The sequence below is a fragment of the Bacteroides eggerthii genome (assembly GCF_025146565.1).
GTDB lineage: Bacteria > Bacteroidota > Bacteroidia > Bacteroidales > Bacteroidaceae > Bacteroides > Bacteroides eggerthii.
The window spans coordinates 430846-454689 of the sequence record NZ_CP102258.1 but is presented as its reverse complement, the minus strand read 5'-3'; the positions used below and the strand labels follow the sequence as shown (position 1 = coordinate 454689).

General features: G+C 46.4%; 13 protein-coding genes and 1 tRNA gene. 1 reads left to right on the top strand and 13 read right to left on the bottom strand.

Translation table 11 applies throughout. The features are described 5' to 3' along the window. Window positions 1–38: 38 nt before the first annotated feature. The 4 genes from NQ546_RS01990 to NQ546_RS01975 all read right to left on the bottom strand — a co-directional run bounded on the left by NQ546_RS01990 (window position 39) and on the right by NQ546_RS01975 (window position 8375). Complete coding sequence (locus NQ546_RS01990) at window positions 39–1733, bottom strand: SusD/RagB family nutrient-binding outer membrane lipoprotein (protein ID WP_004291594.1); 1695 nt, start codon at window positions 1731–1733, stop codon at window positions 39–41. A gap of 42 nt (window positions 1734–1775) precedes the next feature. Next, window positions 1776–5159 carry a SusC/RagA family TonB-linked outer membrane protein gene (locus NQ546_RS01985; protein WP_004291592.1) on the bottom strand — a complete coding sequence of 1128 codons (3384 nt, stop codon included), beginning with the start codon at window positions 5157–5159 and terminating at the stop codon, window positions 1776–1778. Window positions 5160–5508: 349 nt separating this feature from the next. Further along, entirely contained in the window at window positions 5509–6513 is a 1005-nt protein-coding gene (locus tag NQ546_RS01980) for a 2-oxoacid:ferredoxin oxidoreductase subunit beta (protein ID WP_004291588.1), read from the bottom strand. Between the two features lie 14 nt (window positions 6514–6527). Next, window positions 6528–8375 (bottom strand): 2-oxoacid:acceptor oxidoreductase subunit alpha, encoded by a 1848-nt coding sequence (locus tag NQ546_RS01975; RefSeq protein ID WP_004291586.1) that lies wholly within the window; start codon window positions 8373–8375, stop codon window positions 6528–6530. Between the two features lie 167 nt (window positions 8376–8542). On the opposite strand from NQ546_RS01975, the gene NQ546_RS01970 reads away from it, so the two are divergent. Next, window positions 8543–8614: transfer RNA gene (locus tag NQ546_RS01970), tRNA-Arg, on the top strand. A 108-nt stretch (window positions 8615–8722) separates the two neighbouring features. On the opposite strand, the gene NQ546_RS01965 is transcribed toward NQ546_RS01970, so the two are convergent. From NQ546_RS01965 to NQ546_RS01925, 9 genes are read right to left on the bottom strand one after another with little or no spacing between them, the layout of a single operon-like run. Continuing rightward, entirely contained in the window at window positions 8723–9211 is a 489-nt protein-coding gene (locus tag NQ546_RS01965; RefSeq protein ID WP_004291584.1) for a lipocalin family protein, read from the bottom strand. A 24-nt stretch (window positions 9212–9235) separates the two neighbouring features. Continuing rightward, a complete protein-coding gene (locus tag NQ546_RS01960; protein ID WP_004291580.1) occupies window positions 9236–10033 on the bottom strand; it encodes a DUF1573 domain-containing protein in 798 nt (265 codons plus the stop codon). Window positions 10034–10050: 17 nt separating this feature from the next. Next, a complete protein-coding gene (locus NQ546_RS01955; RefSeq protein ID WP_039953522.1) occupies window positions 10051–12084 on the bottom strand; it encodes a S8 family serine peptidase in 2034 nt (677 codons plus the stop codon). A 23-nt stretch (window positions 12085–12107) separates the two neighbouring features. Continuing rightward, entirely contained in the window at window positions 12108–13775 is a 1668-nt protein-coding gene (locus tag NQ546_RS01950) for a BACON domain-containing protein (RefSeq protein ID WP_004291572.1), read from the bottom strand. Window positions 13776–13796: 21 nt separating this feature from the next. After that, window positions 13797–16403: a DUF4458 domain-containing protein gene (locus NQ546_RS01945; RefSeq protein WP_004291568.1), complete on the bottom strand. Its 2607-nt coding sequence runs from the start codon at window positions 16401–16403 to the stop codon at window positions 13797–13799. Window positions 16404–16413: 10 nt separating this feature from the next. After that, window positions 16414–18012, bottom strand: coding sequence for a hypothetical protein (locus tag NQ546_RS01940; protein WP_229074286.1), 1599 nt, complete (start codon window positions 18010–18012; stop codon window positions 16414–16416). Window positions 18013–18030: 18 nt separating this feature from the next. Then, a complete protein-coding gene (locus NQ546_RS01935; RefSeq protein ID WP_229074284.1) occupies window positions 18031–18930 on the bottom strand; it encodes a DUF4984 domain-containing protein in 900 nt (299 codons plus the stop codon). 18 nt (window positions 18931–18948) lie between these two features. Beyond that, the gene (locus NQ546_RS01930; protein WP_004291560.1) at window positions 18949–20436 is read right to left on the bottom strand and encodes a RagB/SusD family nutrient uptake outer membrane protein; all 1488 of its coding nucleotides are present in this window, start codon (window positions 20434–20436) and stop codon (window positions 18949–18951) included. Window positions 20437–20453: 17 nt separating this feature from the next. Beyond that, a complete protein-coding gene (locus NQ546_RS01925; RefSeq protein ID WP_004291558.1) occupies window positions 20454–23390 on the bottom strand; it encodes a SusC/RagA family TonB-linked outer membrane protein in 2937 nt (978 codons plus the stop codon). Window positions 23391–23844 lie beyond the last annotated feature (454 nt).

Genomic DNA, 23844 nt, shown 5'->3' with positions numbered 1-23844 from the left:
GATGTCTTACCTTGCCCGGATGGGGAGCTTATGTCTCCCTATTTAGCCCAAAACAGTTTTTCCGTATAGGTGTCTTTGTCGGCTACGTCTTTATAGTAGGGATTATAATTCACCTCTGTGCTGGGATATCGCCAGCGGTTCGGTACGCGGGGGATGGTGCCCGATACTTCGGGAAATATTAGTCCTGAGGGATAACCTGTACGGCGGATGTCGCTCCATGCCTCGCGGCTGGTAAGAAAACCGAAGTGCAGCCATTTTTGCGTAATGATGGCATCCAACTTGTCCGCATACGCAGCACTGTTCCATTTTGCATCGGCAAAGTCTGCAATCTCTTCGGAGGCAGGGGCATCGTAGCGACGGCAGTTCTCTCCCGAACCGATTGAGTCATAGTAGTAATAGAGCGTGACGGACTGGCTGACAGCCGTCTTGAATTCTTCTTCTGCTTTCGACATGTCTTGTGTCACCCCATATCCCATGGCATAAGCCTCTGCTTTCAGAAAGTGTATCTCGGGTGAAGCCATTATCAGCATGTCGAATTTATCGTTTTCCCAAAAGAACCCTCTTTGAGTGATTTGTGAGAAGCCTTTGTTGGCTGTATTCACCTCATCCTGTGCCTGGGCATTGTAATACTCTGTCAGTTCATCTGCCACAGTGAGGTCTGTACCGAGATAGCGGTGCTCGTCTACTTGTCCGGTTTGGCGGTTGGTGATGCTTACGGGATTGTAGTTCAGCAAAATGCGGGGATCGTCTTCACCTTTGATATAAACACCGCTTTGCGGGTCGCTGCTGTTCATGTCATAGTTGCCATGGCTTAACATGCGGTCTATGATAGCGCCGGAAGCGAGGCGGTTCGTTGTCCAGTCGCCTAACCCGCTGCCGGCGGTAAAGTTCAGTTGTCCGGACTTTTGGTTGATGATGAAGATATTGTTTTCCTGCTCCTCTACCAATGGATAACCGGCAGGGTTTTCCAGCATTTCCTTGATGGCTGCACGTCCTTCTTCCTGTAAAGCCCCCTGTGTAGCTACACGCATGGCAAGGCGTAGACGCAGGGAGTTTGCATAGCGTTCCCATTTCTCCATATTCCCTAAATTGATGAAGTCCTGAGTGCTGAAATTTTTTGGTACGGTTACCAAACGGAAACGCGGGGCAATTTCTTTCAGTTCGCCAAGAATTGTTCTGTAAATATCTTCGGCTTTGTCGTAAGGGGCGTAGGAACCGTTAACGTCGTTGGTTAGCGGCAGGGTACATGCTTTGGAGAAGGGCATATCCCCGAAAATATCTACGGTAGCGGCAAAGAAATCATACAACTGCACTTTGGCTGCCAGCATGAACGCCTCGTCCTGCGCTTTTTGAGTGTCGTTTTCCTCATTATACAGTGACTCCATTTTGCGGTATTGAGTCAGTGCCGAATACAGGTTGTCCCATTGCCCGTCTATGGCAGGTGTATATCCCGGACTATACATGCCGCCGGAGTAACTGTAACCGAATGTTTGCGCATATTTGCCCACAAATTGTGAGTCGAAGCCGAAGAAACGTCCGTATTCATAGACATCATAATCTTTCACTTTCTGGAAGACTCCTACCATCAGATTGCTGATGGTGACTTGGTTGACCTTTGAAGGATCTTCATATTTGCTGTCAAAGTCGGACTCCGTACAGCCGGAAGCTGCCAATAACAACCCTCCCGATACTACGAAAGCCCCTATATTCATCTTTTTCATATCTATTTTCATTAACTTTCAATTTTTATTCTTCAATTCTCTATCCTTTATTTCCTAAAAGCTCGCCCGCAACGAAACACCGAAGTTACGTGTCGCAGTAGTAGAGCCGCCCACTACTGCCTGGCTTGCCCAGGATGTTCCTACGGAAGATTCTGCATCATAATTCTTCAGTGCCTTGTAGAAATAGAACAAGTTACGTCCGAATATGGAAACGCTCAGTCGGGTCATTCCCAATTTGGCTGTCAGCTTCTCCGGGAACTGGTAGCCGATAGTCAGTTCGCGCAGTTTGACATACGTATTGTCGAATACTGAGTGGCGGTATGTGAGTTGTTCAGACTGGGTACCCCAATTATAAGTTTGGTTGTAGTAGTAGCCGGCGGGGATGATGCGTGTGTTTTTTTCACCCGTAGAAGCCACCACACCCGGCAGAATAATGCCGTCATGATAAATAATCTCTCCGTTCGGACCGACGCCTGATGAAGGATCCACCTGTACAGGTGTGCCGCTGGCATTGTTGTTTCCCGGATAGTAATAAGACAAGCCTCCATGCTCTGTATCGCGGTATTGCAAGGATTCCGGTGTCAAACCCGATGCGGTGGAGTACTGGTACATTTCATTGATTACATCGCCTCCTATGCGGAAGTCGATGCTGAAATCCAGGAATATATTCTTATATGAGAATGAACTGAACAAACCGCCTACGCCGTCAGGATTGATATTACCCACTCTTTGCAGATCTGTCTGGTTCAGGTAAAGTCCTTTGTCCGATACAAGATAATCGCCGTTTTCGTTCATTTGAGGCATCTGTACATAGATATCACCCATTGGGCGGCCTTCTACGGCTTGTATCTTGGCACCTCCTCCGCCGATGTTGGATATTTCGAGGTATGGCACGCCTTCGGCAAGTTTCACAACCTTGTTGCGATAGATGCCGTAGTTGGCTGTCAAGTCCCAGCGGAAGTTTTTGGTCAGTACAGGAGTGGCGCTGACGGAGATGTCCCAACCTTCATTGGCTACTTCTCCCACATTCATCAGCACATACTTCACACCCGAGGATGAAGGCTGTGGAGTGGACAGTATCTGGTCTTTCACCCGGTTGTTGTAGTATGACACGTCAAAGCCCAGGCGGTTATTGAGGAACTTGCTTTCAAGACCGATTTCGTATTCGTACTTTTTTTCAGGGCGGATGTTGGCATTGCCCCATGAAGAAGGCACATAGTTCCATGTGAAGCCGTTGTCCGAGCCTTGCTCGTAGATGATATTGGCGGCATAGGTTTCCGGTGCGTTACCCACGATTCCGTATGAAAGGCGGAGCTTGCCATGATTCCACCATGCCGGCATGCGGAAAGCGTTCGAGAACAGGAAACTAAGGTTGGCGGAAGGATAGAAGAAACTTTTGTCTTTCAGTGTGGAGGAACGCTCTTGTCGTCCGGTCAGTTCGAGGAATAGGTAGTTGTCCCAGCCCAGACTCAGTGTACCCATGTAGCCTGTCTTCAACAGTTCCATACGTTGCAGTGTGCTGCTGGCGGTGTAACGGCTGGCGTTGAGGTCAAACCAGTTTTCCGTAACCAGACCGCCGTTGGTGGAAACGCGCATGTTATTCATGTTTTCGTAACGTCCTGTCCAGCCCAGCGTAGCGGCAATGTCGAAGCGGCGGATATTGTAGTTGAAATTCAACATTACATCACCGTATACGATGTCGTAACGGCGGTTGATGCTTTGGAAACTGCCGCTGGGGTCGTATAGTGAGTTAGGGCGTTCTGTTTCATATTCCAATGTCTGCTTGGTGTCTGTTATATCTGTGGCAAGTTGGGCGCGGAGACTCAACCAATTGGTAATCTGCCAGGTGGGGCGTACCATACCGATGAGGCGGTTCTCCGTTTCCTTGCTGTGATGATGGTACATGTTCCAAAGCATATTCGATACGCCATTCAAATATCCCGGATTGTATGCCCATGCCTCGTCCGGAGTGAGTGTGGCGTCACCACCTACGGCATAGGTGTTGCGATAGCCCAGGCTGGTGACATAGCTCTGTTTCAAATAAGGAATATCCATGAAAGAAGAGAACATATTGCTGAAACTGCCATATAGGTTCAATGATGTTTGAGGACGGTTTTTTACGTCTTGTATGATATAGTTCAGTGAGTATTCCAATGTCAGCGGTTTTGCCAGCTTGTAGGAACCGGTCAATTTGAAGTTGTGCTTTGTAAAACTGCCGGTCAGTGAATTGGGCATCTCGTCCATAAAGGTATATGAGAAGCGGTTACTGCTCGTCTCCGTACCTTGCGAAATGGCGAGGTTGTACGTTTGATTCCACCCTGTACGGAACAATTCTTTCCAGGGATTGTCCGTAGTCGGAAGATAGGGGCGAACCTTACCGTCCCAATATAACACGTCGCTTCCGTCATATTTCGGGCCGAAGGACATGGTTGTGCTATACAAGCTTTTGTAACTTTCACCATTCATTGTACGCTGGTAGAAACCGCCTGTCTGCTTCTCGTAATCGCTATATTCTGTGTTGTAACGTCCCGGACCGTATACGGTCTGCACTTTCGGCAGGTAGGCGGGCAGATTGGCGGTTACCTGTGCTGTGAAATCCACTGTCAGCTTACCGCTTTTGGCGCGTTTACTGGTGATGACTACTGCACCGTTTGCAGCTTCTGAACCGTAGAGCGCCGTAGCTGAAGCTCCCTTCAACACGCTCACGCTTTCGATGTCCTCTGGATTAATGTCTACCAAACCATTGGAACGTATCTGTCCGTCGTTACCGAATTCAGCGAAATCGGTGCTCTTGCCCGTTCCGCCGTTACGGATAGGTACGCCGTCCAGAATGATGAGCGGTTGATTGTTGCCTGTAATAGATGTCAGTCCGCGTACATTGATAGATACTGCGCCGGCAGCACCTCCTTGTGTCTGTGTAATGCGGATACCCGGCGCTTTGCCGTACATGGCGGATGCGAAGTTGGTTGCTCCGGCCTTTACTATTTCATCCGATTCGATGGTGCTGACGGCATAGCCTAATCGTTTGGTGTCTTTCTTGATGCCCATGGCTGTAACAACTACTTCTTTCAGCTGTTGCGAGTCTTCTCTCAACGTCACTTTCAGATCACCTTGTTTTTTTCGTTTTGCCAATCTGATTTCGCGGGTGGCATAGCCCATATAGGCAATGGATAATGTTGCGTCGGTGGGGACTGTCAGTATAAAACTCCCCTCCACATCCGTAATGACGCCGTTGTTAGTGCCTTTCTCTATGACACTGGCGCCGATAAGCGGCTCACCTGTCGCATCTCTTACAACACCTTTAATTGTCTTGCTTTCCTGTGCATTGGCATTTCCGGTCAATAGGAATGCCAATGCTACAATCATAATACCTAATACCTTTTGAAAATGTAGCTTGCAATGTGAAGCACAGCTCCATTTTTTTTTGATAGACTTCATATTTCCACAAATTATTGCTTGTATAATTAAAATCCGTTGGATTTTTTGCTGATATTATGGGACAAGCGGTATGCCAAAATGGTATGGGGCGTTTTTTTGATAGTTTATGTATGTGATATTCAGATGTTTATTTTTTTATAAATACTTATAATATGTGTATGCATGGTGTGGAATGTTGTGGAGAAAATCCACAGGATGCGCCGTCATTCCACAGCTATGTTTCTTCAGTTCCTGAGTTTCGTGTAAGGCATAAAAAATCCCCTTTCATCTTTCATATTCCCTTGTTTATAAGGGGATATGAAAGATGAAAGGGGAATGAATATAGGTTGAAAACTTGTATCGGGAAAGGCTATTTCACTTCCCAGGTGTCATTTGTCATCAGTAATTCCTCGAAATTATGATACTTCTTTTTGGCGGATACCTCTTCGATCTGTGTATGTACGGCATCGTCGTAGGTAGGGGCTTCCACATCGCGGATTACGCCGAGGGCTATCGGAAAATCAGGACCTTCCATTAGGGCAAGTTTCAGTTGCAAGGTATTATCTTCGCAATGAGCATCGTGGATAAGGATGTCCTTTTCAGTAATACCGTTTTCACCGAGTTTCACCACTTTCAGGCCGAAACCTTCTTGCATTAGTCCATATTCGTTGTTCTCGCCGAAAAGCATAGGCTTGCCATGCTCTAAGTAGATAGCGTTCTTGGCCCGGTCTTCTTTTTTGGCAACGGAATCGTGTGTTCCGTTATTAAAGATTACACAATTTTGGAGAATTTCGCAGACACTGGCGCCTTTATGGTTGTAGGCTGCTTTCAGAATCTCTATTGTTCCGGCTGCATCTGTCGCTACTGCACGCGCAAAAAAGTGTCCTCGTGCACCGAAGCAAAGCTCTGCCGGCTGGAACGGATCCTCTACCGTGCCGTAAGGGGATGACTTGCTGACGAAGCCGCGAGGAGATGTTGGGGAGTATTGTCCTTTCGTCAAACCGTAGATGCGGTTGTTTAGCAGAATCATATTCAGGTTGATGTTACGGCGGTTGGCATGGATAAAGTGATTACCGCCAATGGCAAGTCCGTCACCGTCTCCACTCACTTGCCATACGGCGAGCTCCGGATTGGTAACCTTGCAACCTGTGGCAATGGCTGCAGCTCGTCCATGAATGGTATTCATGCCATACGTATTCATATAGTGGGGTAGACGGCTGGAGCAACCTATACCTGAGATTACTGCTGTTTGGTGCGGTGGAACGCCAATTTCGGCCATTGCCTTATGCAGAGATGCGAGGAAAAAGTGGTCGCCGCAACCCGGACACCAACGGGGTTGCCCTTTCTTGAAGTCTTTTGCTGTATATTCGCACATAGTTCTTTTCGTTTTTAGTTTTTGATAATCTCCTCAAATGCTTGTACTAACTCATTTACCAGGAAAGGCTGACCTTTTACCTGATTGAACTGGTAGGGAACGAAACCATCTATTTTCATACGCAGGTATCCGGCAAACTGTCCCATGTTCTGCTCTGCCACCACTACTTTCTTGTAGCGTTTCATCACTTCTTCCGTATTCTTGGGCAACGGGTTGATGAATTTGAAGTGGGCGAGAGCCACTTTGTTGCCAGCTGCGCGAAGTTCGTCCATAGCCGCGTGCAGATGTCCGTAAGTACCGCCGAAACCAACGATCAGCAGGTCGGCGTCGTCTTTGTCGCCTTCCACTTCCACATCGGGAACTTCAATTTTGGCAATCTTTTCGGCGCGTAGTCGGGTCATCAAATCGTGGTTTTCGGGGTCGGTAGAGATGGCTCCTGTCTTGTTATCTTTCTCCAGACCACCGAGGACGTGAGTGAAACCTTCTGTTCCGGGGATAGCCCAATAGCGGCTGCCGGTCTTTTCGTCACGCTGGTAGGGAGTCCATGTACCCTGCATGTCGGGACGTACATAAGGTGGAACGATAGCGGGATAATCGGCAAGCTTGGGCAGTTTCCAGGCAGCTGAACCGTTGGCTACGAAAGCATCTGTAAGCAATACAACGGGAGTCATATGCTCCAAAGCTATTTTGGATGCCATATAGGCACATTCAAAGCAGTCTGTCGGTGAGGTAGCGGCAAGTACGGGCATGGGGCTTTCGCCATTGCGTCCGAAAAGTACTTGCAGAAGGTCGGTTTGTTCGGACTTGGTGGGCAGACCTGTTGCAGGACCACCGCGCTGTACATCAAGCACAACAAGTGGTAACTCCATAATAACAGCCAGATTCATCGCTTCCGATTTCAGACAGACACCCGGTCCGGAGGTGGAAGTGACAGCCAATGCCCCAGCAAAGGATGCACCGAGGGCAGATGCGCAGCCGGAAATCTCGTCTTCGCATTGTACAGTCATTACTCCCAGTGACTTATGCTTAGACAACTCATGCAATACATCGGTTGCCGGAGTAATGGGATAGGAACCCAGATAAAGTTTCAGACCCGCTTTTTCGGCAGCGGCAATGAAACCGTAAGCTGTGGCTTTGTTGCCGGTGATGTCCATATAGCGTCCGGGCGTTTTTACTTTACTTTCAATCTTATAAGTATGTGCAACGGATGCATGGGTGTTATGTCCGTAGTCGTATCCGGCGCGGATAACCTTGATATTGGCTTCTGCAATTTCGGGTTTCTTGGCAAATTTCTCGCGTATGAAGTCTTCGGCTATTTTCAAGTCGCGGTTGAACAGCCAACACACCAACCCCACTGCGAACATATTGCGGCATTTCAGCATGGATTTGTTGTCCATACCAGTGTCGGCAAGGCAGTCTTTTACCATTTTGGAGATAGGAGCGGCAATGACATCCTGCTTGATTCCCATTTCTTCAATGGGATCGTCTGTCTTGAAAGCCGCCTTTTCCAAATCCGACTTTTGGAATGCATCTGTATCAATGATGATACATGCGGTAGATTTGGCAAACTTATATTGCGTTTTCAATGCTGCAGCGTTCATAGCTACCAGCACATCGCATTTGTCACCGGGGGTATAGACTTTCTTTGCACCGATGTGCACCTGAAAACCGGATACGCCTGTCAGCGAACCTTGCGGTGCGCGGATGTCTGCCGGATAGTCAGGGAATGTGCTGATGTCATTACCTACCGTAGCCGAAACTGTTGAAAAGATGTTGCCGGCGAGCTGCATACCGTCGCCGGAGTCTCCGGAGAAGCGGACTACCACTTGCTCCAGTTCTTTGACCATCATGTCATTTGCCATAACTTACGAATTACTATATGTTACATTAAAAAATGTGATATTATCATTTTGTTGACGGACAAATTTCGTAAAGTTAATCGGATTAACAAAACTTTTTTCGGAAAATCGGCAGAATACACTATCTTTGTACCCGCATTCTATTGTTATATACAGAAAGTATGCATAAAGGCCTTGTAGTTCAACGGATAGAATAGAAGTTTCCTAAACTTTAGATAGGGGTTCGATTCCCCTCGAGGCTACGAAATGACTTGTTGATTGAGGTTGTTAAACAAATACTCCCCGGATATTCCTATTTTGGATAGGAGATACCCGGGGAGTTCCTTTTCAGAGTATAATAGTTGAGAGAATTATTTTATGGCACGTGTCCCGTTCATTATGTCTTCAGGAACTTTTTCGCATCGCACATAGACGGATACATCTTCGGCATCCTCTAAAACAGTCCATACCATACGGTCAGCTTCGAGCTCGCTAATCAGGTAAGAGTTATTCCAGAAGCCGGCAGCGTGGTCGTAGATGCCGCTGATAATCGAACCTAAGTCCTCGTTTTCTTCCAGTTCATACGTAGATGTCAGCAGATGAGATTTGTCGCTGTCTATGTTTGTATAAATTTCCAAAGCGCGTTTTCCGGTTTCTTCATCGGCTTTGCGTTTGATAACCAAATAGCAGTAACGTCCTTCGCTCATTTCAACTCCATTCCATTCCGCAAGTTGCCAAGTACCTGCAATGTTGGCATAGGTGACGGGAAGATACGATGGTTCTAACATCTTTTCGTCTTTATCGCAAGCTGACAACAGGAATGTAGCCGCAAGCATCAAGTAAACAAGTATATTTTTCATTTTATCGAATTATTTGTATAAATATTAATCTAACTTAATGACCAGTGTAATGGTCCGTTGTTCCGGAGCGCCTTCCAATCCTGTCAGTACTACGGGCAGGGTTATTGTGCCTTTTTCTTCTACCGGGAGTTTGGAACCGTCAAACAGAAATATCAAATCCGCTTCTTTGCCTGCTTCAATTACCGGATGACTGGTACGGAACGTCAGGTAGGGAGGCAGACCTGCTGCCGACAAAGATAAGGGAACTTTACCGCTGTTGCCGCAAGCTATAACTTCCGCTAACTTTGCCGAACGGTCTGTTACGCCGAAAGAGACAGTTCTCTGCCGGGTGCGCAGCGCTCCTAACTTGTGCGGATAGCCGCGCCATGCATCGGTGGAGGCAATCACTTCGCCGGTCAAGGTGAGCCTTACGGTGGGACGATCGGCCGACAGGGACGTATAGACGAGTACCTGACGGTAGATAGGTCCGGAATAACCTTTGGGCTTGAAAGAAACTTTGATTGTACCTTTTCCGCCGGCAGGAATAGGCAGCTTGTCATAATTTACAGCAATACAACCGCAGGAAGCTGTCACTTTATTTATGGTAAGCGGCTTATCACTTCGGTTGACGTAGCCGTATTCCACAGTGACCGGTTCATGCTCTTCAGGTATCTTCGGAAATTGCGCTTCTGTGATATTGAAGAACAAGGCTGATTGCTGTAAGGGCTCCGGTTCTGCCAACTCTTCTAAAGCACGACGGGAAATGCCTTCCTGCGCTTGTATCTTCCAGGGATACAGCGTGCAGAAAAGGCATAAGCAATAGAGGTTGTACAAGCATTTCATATTTCTGTTTTTTTGTATTACAGCCAGCCGTTGTCATTGGCTTTACGTCGCACAGTGATGTCGGCGGTTTGTTTTTCGCCGTTGGAAGCTGTTACCGTATAAGAGGTGCTGCCGATGGCAGTACCTCTTATAATTATCTTGTTTCCTTCGATGGCAACTGTCGCAATTTCTGGGTTGGCCGACTCTACTGTGAAAGTCATGCTCTCACCTCCGTCAAAAAAACGTGCCGGTTCCAAGGTCTGTCTGTTTTTTTCTCCGGTTGCAAGATAGATGTTGGGGAGTTCCTGTTTTACGCCGTTTCCTTCGACCAGCGTGAGCAGTTTGTTGGCGTCAATAAGTCCGCTACCCATTTGTCCCTGATAGTATTTGTTCATCTCCATTAAAACCGGTGTGGATTCCCCTGCCAGTGCATAATATTTATAGTAGAGCTTACTGCCCGACATATAAGGAGAAAGGTCTCGCGTAGATTGCAGGATTAACTCTTTGAATTGTTTGGCAGTGAAGTGCTTGTGCAGTTTGGCAGCATACGACAATCCTAAGGCTGCTACACCTGAAACGTGCGGACAGGCCATGGAAGTTCCGTCCATGTATCCGTATCCTACACCGTCGCTCAGCAGGGGAGGCATAGTGGAGTAAACGCTACCTTGTACGCTTTTATGGTAGTCGGAGTCGCCGCCCGGTGCTGTGATGTCTACTCCCCGACCATAGTTGGTGTAGGAAGAAGGCATGAAACTTGCATCCATGGCTGCCACACTGATAAAATCACCATAAGCACCGGGATATCCTGCTGCTGCAGCATATTCGTTGCCGGATGCAAAGATTATCAAGCCGCCTTCTATGGTGCCATTCGGCGAACCCGCATTGTGAATAAAGTAATCCATAGCTTCCTTTTCCAGCGGGCAATTTTGTGCCCATTCTTCATCGGTGGCAAAACCACGCATCGAAGTGGCGGCATCAGCCAGTGCGGAGTTGTAACCCCAACTGCATTGCAGGATAACCGCCCCGTTGTCGGCGGCATATTTGATGCCTTGCGCTTCGCTATATGGGCTGGTGCCATAGTTTCCTGAGAAGATTTGGATAGACATGATCTTTACACCGTCACCATTGCCGGAACCTCCGGCAATACCGCATACACCTTCGCCGTTGTTGTTTACGGCTGCAATGGTACCGGCTACGTGAGTGCCATGTCCTGTATCACCCTCGGACGACCAGTCTATGGTAGGAGTCTGCTGTGCAAAATTGTATCCGTAGACATCGCCCTTGTATCCGTTGCCGTCGTTGTCTTTGTCCGATTTATAGATTTCGTCCTCGTTTATCCACATATTGGCTTGCAAGTCGGGATGTGCCCACATTACACCTTCGTCCATTACGGCAACGATGATTGATGGGTCACCCGTACATTTTTTCCAGGCTTCGGCACAATTAACGTCAGCGCCTTGCTTGGAGTTAGGAACTAATGTTTGATCGCCGTCATTGATGTAGTGCCATTGTTTGCTGAGTCCCGGATCGTTGAATATGGAGGCTTTTTGCATCATACGTGTAGCAGCATCAGTTGGAGGAACTATTACGGCAGGACGTTGGTCATCACGACGTTTCAGTTCGCGGTTGTATTGAATTTTTGCAATTTCTCCTACTTGGGCCAACTCTTCGGCGGCCTTGCGTACGTCCGTTTTTTCGTCAAAGCGGACAATATACCATAGGTTGAGTCCCGCCTTACAGGTTAACTCTTCCTGGCGGTTGACAGGGAAAATACGTTCTATGTTGTAAGAACCGATAATTTCCAAGGCGCGGTCCATATCAGGAATACCCGAACGGGTGGCAGTTCCATAAGCATTGGTGCTTCTTGTCAATGCTCTGTTCAATAATTCTGTCACTTCCGGACGGAATTTAATCATCAATTCTCCGCTAATGGCCTCGTCGGGCGTATTTACGATAACTGCGCTTTTGGGAGTTTCCGGGGCTGTCGGTATCTCCACCGGCGAATAAGTGTCCGTACATGCTCCGAAGAGGAGTATGGCACCTACCAATATGATGAGATTCTTTAGTTTCATAAAATTCTGTTGTTTCATTGGTTTTAATATTTAGGCTTCAATATCGGATAAAGCTCGTAGAAATATTCAAATGATGTTGGAACATTACTGAATCCAGGCATTATCCCTTGGTCATCTTTGCCTCTGTTCTGATTGAATATACTGATTTCAGGTGACCAGAACATTAGGTAGGGGTGGTGTAAGAGCCAATCGGGAAGGTCTCCATGCAGGTAGTTTAAGCCGATACGTAAATCCTTGCAATGGGGCAATACTTTGGGTTTGCCTACCAATACACTTGCGGCGGTTTTCAGTGTATCGTTTGCTTCCACTTCCTCTTTTGTATATTTGGGTACGCCGTAAGCCATTTTAGGCAATGTCCCTTTGATAATATTATTGGAAAGCACCAGTGATTCCAGGTTTTCCCATTTGAAGAGTCTTTCCAACATCGGATTGGATAGATTAGAGTTATTATTATTGTTTGAACCATACAATCCTCCCCATTCTTCTTTGGGATATTTGTTTGTACCTGTCAAATCTATCTCATGACTGCGACGGTTGGTTGCCAGTGACAGGTGTCTCAGGTTCGGGAAGTTCTCTGGAGTAAGAATGGCAGGTACTTCCTGGAAATTGTTGCTACTCAAGTCCAGCGTCACTAAATTCTTCAGATTCACAAATTCGGGTGGCAATGTGGTAAGTCCGAATGAATAGATGCGCAGGTTCTTGAGTTTCGTCAGTTGGGTAATGGCGGTTCCCGTATCGAATGAATACATGAACTTGTTACCATTGGAGAAGAAACTTAAAGTTTCGAGCTCTGTAAGATAACGTATTTCATCGGGAATACCTTCTTTAGTAATAAATTGGCTGAATTCAACCGCGCGTACACGTCCGAGATTCTCCGGAGTACACCCCTTGTCCTGCTCTTCCCACAATTTTACCTGTGGCCAATTCATTAAGGACTCATTTTTATCCCACTTGACAGCTACGTTCAGCTTGCGTTCAATGATGACTAAAGCCAATGAGTCACCTTCGCGTGTAGGGGTTATTTCGGGTGCACGCTCCTGACTGATGAGTAGTGCATCATGCTTCATCATGTCTTCATTGCCTTCTGCTACGAGGAAGTTGATTTTGGCTTCTCGATTTGTAGCATCCGTATTTCCTTCCCAATTGAAACGGATAGTGGTTTTGCGGGGGCGGGCGCCACAGTCAAGCGTAAATTTATATTTATCGTAAGAAAGCCAAGTGGCTGCATCCTGTGGTATGTCCACTTTGAAGTCTACATTGGAAGTGACCTCTACATCAAAATAGCGTTTACCATAATCGGCGTAGTTCTCCAATTCAACAGAGGTGGTAGAAAGGGTTAAAGCCTTGTCAAACCCGGCTTGTACGATTTTAAGAGAACGTGTTTCGGCATCGTTACGGGTCTTGAAGTTTATTATGGCTTCGCGTTGTTTGTTGGCCAATATAGTGGTATCTACTTTGATGACACAAATCTCCGAACTTTTGCCGTTGGTGGGCGAAACCTGTACCCATGATTCGCTGGGGGTGGCTGTCCAGTTGCCCGGTACTGAGACGCGTACTTCACGCGTTCCGCCTACGGCTTCCATTTGGATCTCTTTCTCGTCCAAAGTAAACCCGGGTGTATTCTCATTGTCATCCGAACAGGAGGCACCTATCAGAAGTGCCATTATGCTAAGAATATATTTTGCTTTCATATATCTGTATCTATTAAGTTATCAGTATTTAGGAACTACTGCATCGCAGCCGCGTACGTCTTGTCCAGGATCAAACAGGAAACTTGCCAAACCGGCTGTTATGTATGGACAGGCTGTAGTCAGGTCTATCGAAATATTCGGATTATCTGTCAACTCGACACCGAAACGTATTTTATCCAGGGTGTAATCAACTACTCTGCGGATGTCGTTCGACCCCAAGTAAAGCACTCTCAGCCCTTGGTGTGCATAAACAGCGGTAGGCCATTCTTTCATGCAGCGGTATCCGTTGTCATCACGCTGACCGCGGAAGATAAACTGCTTCAGATTGGGAAGATCCAGTGCGCGATAGGCAAATCCATCGAAGGCATTGCCCGTTAAATCCAGTCCACTCATATAGGGGAACTTGAGGGCGTTGAAGTTCTTCGGCAATGTTTTGATTCTGTTCGCTGCCAGGTCGAGTGCCATTGTGTAGAAAACATAGTCTCCCTCCAATGCCTCTTCTGGAAATTCCCGGATATTGCAGGCACGCAGCACCAGGTAATTGACTTTGGTTCCGGATTCATAGATACATTCGGGGAAGCTGCCTAATGGATTGAACGACAGATTCAGAATCTCTACATTAAGACCATGGAACTTGTCACCGCCTCGTTTTTCAAACGAAGTAATTTTGTTCTGTGAGAAGTTAATGGTACCTATCAAGAAAGGAGAGTCTGCATCGAATATATCCGGGAACTCCGTAAATTCATTGCCGGCAAATGACCATGTCTCTACCGCTTCAAATCCGGCAAAATATCCTTGGTCATCGCGTGGAAGAGCTTTCAGGTGGTTGTTGCTTAAGTTTAGTGTTCCCAGGTTATGGTCTTTGCCGAATGGTGCTTCAAATTCTTCAATCTGATTGTTCTGCATATCGAGGAAGCCTAACTTCTTCATGGGCCTCAGGTCGGGTACTCTCTTCAGGTTGTTGTTCATGAAGTACAATCCCTGTAAGCTTTCTTTGGACGCGCTCTTTGTCCACTCTACCATTCCTTCATAGAGCTTATCGCTTGTGATACCGTTGTTGTTGACGAAATAGACCATTTGTAACTTGGGCATGTTCATAAAGCCTTTAGGAATTTCCTTCAGGTTGGGGCAGTTGTATATTTCTACATCCGTACAGTTTTCCAGCTGGGACAACTCATCGGGCAGAGAGGCTATCGGGCTGTTGGCGATGAAGAGACTTGTCAGTTTCTTTAATTTGCCGATACTTGCCGGTAATGAGTAGATGGCAGTATAGAAATTGTTGGGGTTGTTGGCATACATATTCAATCCGGTCGCGGAACGGTTACCGCAATTGTTAAAGTCCTTGATGTGCTCGTTTAACTTATCAGGCAGGACATTCCACATTTCGGGAGCCATTTCTGCCAGACTGCAGTCCAAAGTCATTTGCTTGAAGTCGGCGCGTTGGGCAGCTATCAGTTCGTCCGGATCGTCTATTTTATTGATAGGAGAGGAGTTGATGGCATCGTTGTGTGAACCGAGAATCAGGCTGCGCAGTTCACTCAGTTCTCCCAATTCTTCGGGCATATGACCGCGTGCACCGAATCCTCCCAAAGAGATAGAAGCTACGTGACCGTCGTCCAACACCATGACACCGGGTTGTGCAATCCATAAATCGATGTCCCGGTCAAATTCCCAGTTACAGCCTTTATTGAAAACAACACCGCGGAAGCTCCAGTTAGGACCGTCGAGCGCTTCCCATATTTTCTTCAGGATAATGCCGTCGTGAATACTGGGGGCTGTTTCCTGCATGGTGATAGGCACATCGGCAACGGTCTCTTTGTTGTCTGCTATGGAAAAACCGTTGGGGGCAGTTACCTTGGCTGCTTCCAGAATTTGGTCTTTTTGGTCTTTAACAATGAAAGAAGTGGCGATGTAATCGCCTGCTTTCAGAGCAAGAATTGTATCGCACACCAACTTGCTGTGATAGGTTTTTTCACTCTCGCTTTCATAGTAATACTCTATATTGGTGCGCATATTTTCGAAAGTGATTAATTCACCGGTCTGTTTGTGCTTCACAGTGATATTTGCTTTGGCTACCTTATCCATACGGTAGGCTTCAGCAGTACGTGTGATTGCTGAAAAGTCTTTCACAAGTTGAAATTTGACTGTTCCGCGTGGGCGGACGTTGACATTGATTGTTTCCACTACCATGCCGCCTGAAACCACTTCGAATGTTTTTTCTGATTCTACGTCATAAGTAAGCAGAGTGTTACCCAGATTGTCGAGCAGTTCGTAGCCTGCAATGTTGTAATGGTCTGCCAACAGTTGGCATTTCTCGCTCCACAGTCCCATTTCAGTATCTGAACCGTTGGTTGCCGAGAGTGCGAGTGTTTGCTCTATTACGTCGTAGGCCGACTTCAGGGTTATTTTGATCTTTTTTGCATCTGCCAGTGAATCGAGAATGTCGGCATTGGCGGCACGTGAAGTTATTTCTTTGTCGGCCGTTAATCCACCATTCTTCACCAGCTTGAATTGTACGAATCCATAGCCTTCTGCCGGAGCGTCATACGTATCGTCCGTACAACTGAAAGTGAGAGCCAAGAGTGCCAAGGCTCCTACCAGTTTGATTAAAATATTTGTAATTCTCATATAGCAGCGTTTATTTTATAGTGGCTTCATTGTTTTTGCGGATAACAAAGGTTCCTAAATCTTTGTCGTTATTGTCGCGGATTACGATGTACAGGCAATCGTCAGTGATATTGTCAAAGGGGATACGATTCTCAAATTTAATGGATGGATAAGCTTTGTAGGCTTCGTCATATACATTACCGTTGCCACAAGATGCCGCCCATTTTATAGCACTCGTTCCTAAAGATTTGTAATTCTCATCGAACAATTCAAATTTTCCATGCCATGAAATCATCCCAAGCGGTGTAATGTGAAGTCTTTCGGACATATCCCACTGTTCTTTGGTAAAAGAGTATTCAAAAATATTATCAGCATTTTCCAAACCTAAATTTTCTGCAATCGCCTCTGCATTTGCTGCCTTGGTCGCCTCTGCCATATATTCATATTTCATGGAATTGATTTGTTTCCATACCTTGAATGTAATGGCACCGTATTGGTTTAATTCTATTCCATAACCTTTTGTATTGAAATTGAAGGTACCGTTATATTTAGTGAAATGTGAATCATAGTCTACTTCCGTATTTTTAGGGACAAGGAACAGAACCATCTTACGTACATCTATGTTAGTGTTCTCTTTTGCTTTTAAGGTTAATACTCCTCCCTCTTTTTCTACTTCCACCCAGATATCTTCAGCCGGTATTTCTTTTGCTGTCCTTTCGATAGGGTCCCATTCCATAAATCGATACTCGAAGTCGTTGTCACGAATCACAACGTGGCATGCTGCCAATTCATCTGTAACGGAAATGACGTCTCCGCTTCCTGGATCCAGAATGAGTTTTTTCCCTTTATCATTCCAAGTAATTCCTCTGCGTAAATTTACAACTTGCCCTATCCACATTATCTGTCCGGCTTCTATACCCGGAGCGCTTACCGGAAATTGGCATGTGTAATCGCTTTCAATGTCACGAATGGTGATATATCCGCTAAGATCTTTATAGCGTTCTTCTAATTTTATGTCTATACTGCCCATTCTGTTGTGACTGATGGTTTGACCGGCTTCTCCACATAAATTCTCGATGAGACTGCTTTCTGCGCCTTCGCTGAGAATCCAGCCGGGTAAAGAAGCCATATCAATCTTCCAGTCGAAATTGGCTTCAAAGCCAATTTGTTCCGTACGGTTGAATGTTTTATCGACAAATTCATTAATCTCGATAATGTCAGATCCTTTTACAGTGTACATCTTCGCTACACGTTCTTTTGCAGCACGATTCATCTCGGCAATTGTTTGTGTTTTGCCGCCCATAGTCAGCTTCACTTGCGCTTTGTCATCTGTAAATCCAAGAGCACCGTTCGTTGCGGTTACTTTTACCGTTTGTTTTCCGGCTTTTCCTGTGAGCGACTGAAATTTACCTGTTTCATCTATAAACTTCAGCCACTGTTTGTCAGTAGTCACTCTCCATTCTGTGGAAGCTTCAAAGCTGATTTCGCATACCTGATCAGGTATGATTTCGTAGGATTGGCTTTCCGGGAAAACGGGGTCAACGACACCCGCATTCTCATCATCGGATGAGCAAGCTCCCATTGCGAAGCCCACTAATAGGCCTAAAAGTATATATTCTAATTTTTTCATATTCATCATCTGACTGGTTTAAAATCCACTATGCAAAATATCTTCTGCCTCAGCGTCGCTGATCCAGCGAATCACAGTGACATAAGCACCCAAAAGGCCTACATCTTTTACATAGACCATGGAGTAGAGTACAACTGTGTCGCGGCAGGGGAAAATGGTTGAGGGGACTGCCGTATAATCTGTGATGCGCAGCATGTTGTCATTGTACAAGCTGCCGAGGAATTCTTGTGTGGTACCGATAATATCTCCGGTATGTACACTGGCCGAGGGAACCATCGGGTCACTATGATCCAGCGTTACTTTCACATCGTAGCCGTCGCACAGGAAGTCGTGAAGCATTATGCTGTTGTCTTCGCCTTCTACCCGGTCGGTCATAATCAGACGCTTGTTGGTGCTATATGGTTTGAATTCGCTGAGGAAAGAGGACTGCACTACGGCATAACGCGTGAAGTTGTTGATGTCGAACGGGCACATTTTTTGCAGACGAACATTGGCGGTCACTCCATAGTAAGGCCATTCCACATCTTCGAGTGATACAATACGCATGCGGATGTTCAGTGAATCGTCGTCTGCTATGTTTTCATAGATACCGTTGATTTCGACGGATGTAGCCAGTTCTCCGGCAGGAATTGTTACGGTGTTCGACTTGATGGAATAGTGATAGCCTTCAATGGCATTACTTTCTGTTTGGAGGATTTCAATACCGAATTTCCGGTCGTAAGGGACACTTTTCGTTGCCGAAAGCGCCACTTTGTAGTCATTGTTCTCCTGGAATACAGGACAGACATTCAGCGAATCGGTAAACATTACGTAGGACGGGCCGTCATAGGTCTGCTCTTCGCTGCTGCACGCCGCCAGCAAGGCAAGGGAAAGCAGGGCGGTGGCAATTAATACATTATATATAGATAGATGTTTCATTATAACACGCATCAAAAATTAGTTATTACTATCATTAGGTTGCAATTCTGAACCTGGTGCATCAAGCTCATGTTGTGGGATGGGCCATACAAAGAGCGGATGGTCGGCTTCTATCTTCAACGAGTTGGCCGCCTCTACGGTGTTGGATTGCGGTTCGCGTTCGAAGCCTTTATGCCAGCGTTTGAGGTCGTGCAGGCGGAAACCTTCCATAAAGAGTTCTCGTACCCGTTCTTCGGAAATGGTTTCCAGCCAATTATCTTCACCTATGGCGGTGGTGCCGTAGGTCTTATAACGTGCCGAACGCAAGGTTGTTATGTCTTTCCCCGCTTTGGTGTACTCTTTCAGGTGGCAATAGGCTTCGGCTCTGATGAGGTATTGCTCGGAGAGACGGAATACTTTCGGCATGTTTACATGATAGATATTCAGCTTGATGAAATCTTCATTGCCATGATATTTGACGAGCAGAGGCCATGTGAGACCATGTGCATATCCTGTAGTCTTTTGTGCAAAGAAGCTTTCGGAACGCAAGTCGTTCTGATCATATAGGTTCAACGCCCAACTGGCGGGTACATAGTCCGGTTTATAGGAGATGTTGTCGTAATTCAGGAATACACGCCCCAGTGCGCCGCCGTAGGAAGTGGTATTGAAACCTACCTTCCAGATAATCTCGGATGCACTGTCGTACTTCCACATATATTGGTAGTGCGTCAGCTTGGAGGTGTATTTCGTTTTTGCACTCGACAGTTGTAAGTAGTCATCCTCAATGACTTGGGTGGCATAGTCGCGTGCTTTTTCCCAATCTTGCATGTAGAGGTAGACACGTGCCAGCAATGCTTTTACGGTACTCTTGGTGATGTACGGAGAGTTATTGGTTTCATCGAGGGTCACCAGGTCGAGTGCCTTTTCCAAATCGGAAATGACGAAAGCATAAGAGTCTTTCAGTGAAGAACGGATCATACGTTCGGGGTTGTAGTAGCTTGAAATCAGCGCTACGCCCAATTCGTTTTCGGCGGTGGCGGGTTCGTAGGCTTTGCAGAAACATTTGATGAGTTCCGAGTAGGCTAATGCACGTGCAAAGTATGCTTCTCCTTTCAAATCTTGCAGCTTGTCGAGTTGTTCGTCGTCTGTGAGTGTGTTTTCCAAATCGACAATGCTTTCGAAGAAATAATTGCACCGGCCTATTGTGGTATAAAGAGCGCTGTAAACTGCCTCTATTTCCCGGTTGGTGGCAAGGATGTCCCATCTCCATATATCACCGTAGGTGTTGCTGAAGCCTTCTACCGCATATACTAAGTCGGCTTGAATATCAGGGAGCAAAGTCAGATATCCGCTGTATAATGCAGAACTTTTGTAGCTGGCGTAGATACCGATAACCGCCTGATTTGCATCGGATACCGACTGGATGGCTTCCTTGTCGGGAATGGCGTTATCCGGGTATTTATCTAAACAACCGGTAAAGACGAGCGAAAGCATCGCCACCAGTCCTATTTTTGTAAATGATTTCATTATTGAATAATTAAACGTTAAAATGTGAATTCCAAACCAAATGTAAACTGACGTGTCATAGGATATTGCGCCTTATACACATTTGAACTTGATTCCGGATCCATGCCGGAGAAATCAGTAAACGTAAAGAGATTCTGCGCTTGCACATAAACGCGGGCAGACGATAAAACTTTTGTGCGCTCAAGTAGGGACGCAGGTAGTGTATAACCGAGCGACAAATTCTTCAGGCGCAGGAAAGATGCGTTCTCTAACAGGTGCGTATCAAACTGTGGCGTTACTCCATAGCGTGGAATGGAGGTAACGTCACCGGCTTGTTTCCAACGGTCGTAGAGCATACGGCGAGAGAGGTTGTAGTTGTCGAAGGTTGTGTTTTCCTCGAAATAGCGGTCGTTGTTTATCATCCAGCGGTCGGCCACCCAACTGAACTGTGCGCCGAGCGAAAGTCCTTTCCATGATACGACGGTACCGAAACCGCCCTGCCAAGGGGCGATATAGCTGTGTCCTACAAGCACTTTGTCGGACTCGTTCATTACAGGAGTTACTTCTCCGTTCTTGTCATACCACAAAGGGTCACCCGTTGCCGGATTGACGCCTGCGTAACGGTTCAGGTAGAACTCACCGTAAGAGTGACCTACTGCCAGCTTCATGCCGGTGGTGGCCATTACATATTCCTGCACTCCGTTATAGAGTTCGGTAATTTCATTCTTATTATAGGAAACATTGGTGTTGATGTTCCATGTGAAGTCTTTGGTACGGATGATGTCGGCACTCAAGTTCAGTTCCGCACCGCGGTTTATCATGCCGCCCACATTGTCCCAACGTGAACCGTAACCGGCATCTGCATAGGCCACAGGTACAGCCATAAGCATATTGGTTGTTTTCTTGTTGTAGAACTCGGCGTCTAAGTTGATGCGATTGAAGAAACCTAAGTGGATTGCGATATTTGTTGTCCACAACTTCTCCCATTTCAGCTCTTCGTTTCCTTTTGTCAAAGGTGCCAAACCGGCATCGCCGAGATAGTTGCCTCCACCGCCTACTAAAGCAAGGTGGTCGTAATTGGGGATTTCGGAGTTACCGGATGTTCCCGTACTAATTGCCAGTTGTGCAGTGGTCAGCCATTCACAGCCTTTCATGAATTTCTCATTAAGCAGGTTCCACATCAAACCCACTGACCAGAAGGTAGCCCACCGGCCTTTGACACCGAAGCGCGATGAACCGTCGGTGCGCAGAGAGAAGTCTGCGTAGTAGCGGTTGTCATAGTTATATTCGCCGCGGCCGAAGAACGAAACGTAAGAATAGGCCGTACTGCTGTTTCCCCAAGAGGTGGCACGTGTTCCGGTGGCTATGTCTGCCAGCTTGTCGTTGTTTTGTCCTGCAGTAGCCACCGAGAAACCTTCCGACTGATAGTCTATTCCTTCTTGTCCGATCAGGAAATTGAAGTCGTGGACGTGATTCAGGTTAAAACGGTATTCGGCAGTATTGGTGATAGACAAGTTATAGGCGTGACTGTTGGAACGAGCTGCCTTACCCTGATCCTGATTGGGGCGGTAGGAAGGCATGCTGAATGTTTCATCTCCTATATCAGTATAATTTAAGCCGGCTTGCGAACGTATTTTCAATCCCTCTATCGGAGTTACTTCAAAGAATATATTACCGATGAGTTTGTTTTTCTTGCTGCTGTATGGATTGTTCATAATCCATTCCAGTGGGTTTTGGTTGAGGCCTTTCCATGAACCGTCGTTCACCGAAGCCAGCGAACCGTCTTCTTTGTACGGATTCCAGTAAGGCAACATGAAACGTGCGGCCGAAATGGGAGTTACGGTAGAGTATGCGCCCTGGTCAGCTTGCTGTATTTTTTCATGGGTCATCATGATGTTGGTTCCTAACTTGAGCCATTTCTTGGCTTGTGCTTCCACATTGGCGCGGGCGTTGTAACGCTTGAAGTAGGACTCAATGGCAACGCCGTCCTGATCGTAAAAGTTACCGGAAACGTAATAGCGTATTTTGTCCGTAGCTCCGTTTACTTGTACTTCATAGTTCTGTAGCAGTGCAGATTTGTTGAACACTTCGTCAAACCAGTTTATGTTGATTTGTCTTAATTTGTCGTAATCTTTACCGGTGTCCAGACCCACTTCTTTTTCGTAAGCAATGCGTTCTTCGGTATTCATCAGGTTCCAATTTTCTTGGGCCAGCTGTGAGATGCCGAGTTGGGTACGGAAAGTAACCTTTGCATGTTGATTGCTTAGGGCTCCCCGTTTGGTTGTGATAACAATGACACCGTTGGCTGCACGTGCGCCATAGATAGAGGTGGAAGAAGCATCTTTCAGTACGGAAATGGATTCGATGTCCGACGGATTGATAGCGTTAAAGTCTCCACTGGAGATAGGCATGCCATCCATGATGAACAACGGAGTAGTACCGGAATTAATGGAGTTGGTTCCTCGAATGGAGAATACGGCAGGAGCGCTGGGCTCTCCCGATTGGGACAATACGGTCAATCCCGTTGCCTGGCCTTGCAGCGCTTGGTCAAAACTGGGAGCAGGCACATCTGCCAGCTTCTCGGATTTTACCGTAGATACTGAGCCGGCAATAGTACCTTTCTTACGCACACCGTAAGCCACTACCACTACTTCATCCATTACTTGCGCATCTGATTTCAGTGTGATGTTCAGCGTTTTAGTGCTTGCTGTTACTGTATGCTGCTGTTGCTGCATACCTACATATGAGAAAGTCAAGGTAGCTTGTTCAGCTCCTTTAATTTCAATGTTGTAATTCCCGTCAATATCGGTAATTACGCCATTCCCGCTGCCCTCTTGTACAATAGCTACACCAATCAACGGTTCGTTTCCTTCTTCGGAAATGACCTTACCTTTCACGCTGAAGTTCTGCGCAGAAAGTGATTGCATGCTGATAATTGCTACGAGGGAGAGGAATAAAAGAGTTACTCTTTTCATTTCTACTATTTTAAATGTTTGAATTTTACCGGAAATGGAATATTATCATACTTGATTGTGTTTGATGGGGACTGGATGAACCAATGAGGCTGAAGTATTTGTGCATCGTTTTGAGGTTTTAGTTAATATTCTGTTTATTTTATATGTGTTTAGACTTCTTTTTGCAAAGGAAATAAGTGTTTGTGAGAAAAAGTTTATACTATATTAAATTATGCTTTTTTTGTTTTCGCTTTAACAAAAAAGCACTGAATACAGTTTTATTTAGTTTTGAACTTCGTTTAGTACAGGATTTTTCTTTTCCGTTCTGTCTGCTGTTTGCGGTAAGGGGGAGATTGTATGTAACGGATAGGGTTTGACGTTTGTTGGAGAGGCTGGTTCTGCGAGGCCTTTTTTATTGAGGTATAGTCAGAATGTAGTGAAGCATCTGTTTTCCTAATCACAGGGAGAACAGATG

Bases quoted from the DNA above. Each gene is read 5' to 3' on its own strand.
- NQ546_RS01990 (WP_004291594.1), bottom strand. From the start codon at position 1,733: ATGAAAATAGATATGAAAAAGATGAATATAGGGGCTTTCGTAGTATCG.
- NQ546_RS01985 (WP_004291592.1), bottom strand. From the start codon at position 5,159: ATGAAGTCTATCAAAAAAAAATGGAGCTGTGCTTCACATTGCAAGCTA.
- NQ546_RS01980 (WP_004291588.1), bottom strand. From the start codon at position 6,513: ATGTGCGAATATACAGCAAAAGACTTCAAGAAAGGGCAACCCCGTTGG.
- NQ546_RS01975 (WP_004291586.1), bottom strand. From the start codon at position 8,375: ATGGCAAATGACATGATGGTCAAAGAACTGGAGCAAGTGGTAGTCCGC.
- NQ546_RS01965 (WP_004291584.1), bottom strand. From the start codon at position 9,211: ATGAAAAATATACTTGTTTACTTGATGCTTGCGGCTACATTCCTGTTG.
- NQ546_RS01960 (WP_004291580.1), bottom strand. From the start codon at position 10,033: ATGAAATGCTTGTACAACCTCTATTGCTTATGCCTTTTCTGCACGCTG.
- NQ546_RS01955 (WP_039953522.1), bottom strand. From the start codon at position 12,084: ATGAAACTAAAGAATCTCATCATATTGGTAGGTGCCATACTCCTCTTC.
- NQ546_RS01950 (WP_004291572.1), bottom strand. From the start codon at position 13,775: ATGAAAGCAAAATATATTCTTAGCATAATGGCACTTCTGATAGGTGCC.
- NQ546_RS01945 (WP_004291568.1), bottom strand. From the start codon at position 16,403: ATGAGAATTACAAATATTTTAATCAAACTGGTAGGAGCCTTGGCACTC.
- NQ546_RS01940 (WP_229074286.1), bottom strand. From the start codon at position 18,012: ATGAAAAAATTAGAATATATACTTTTAGGCCTATTAGTGGGCTTCGCA.
- NQ546_RS01935 (WP_229074284.1), bottom strand. From the start codon at position 18,930: ATGAAACATCTATCTATATATAATGTATTAATTGCCACCGCCCTGCTT.
- NQ546_RS01930 (WP_004291560.1), bottom strand. From the start codon at position 20,436: ATGAAATCATTTACAAAAATAGGACTGGTGGCGATGCTTTCGCTCGTC.
- NQ546_RS01925 (WP_004291558.1), bottom strand. From the start codon at position 23,390: ATGAAAAGAGTAACTCTTTTATTCCTCTCCCTCGTAGCAATTATCAGC.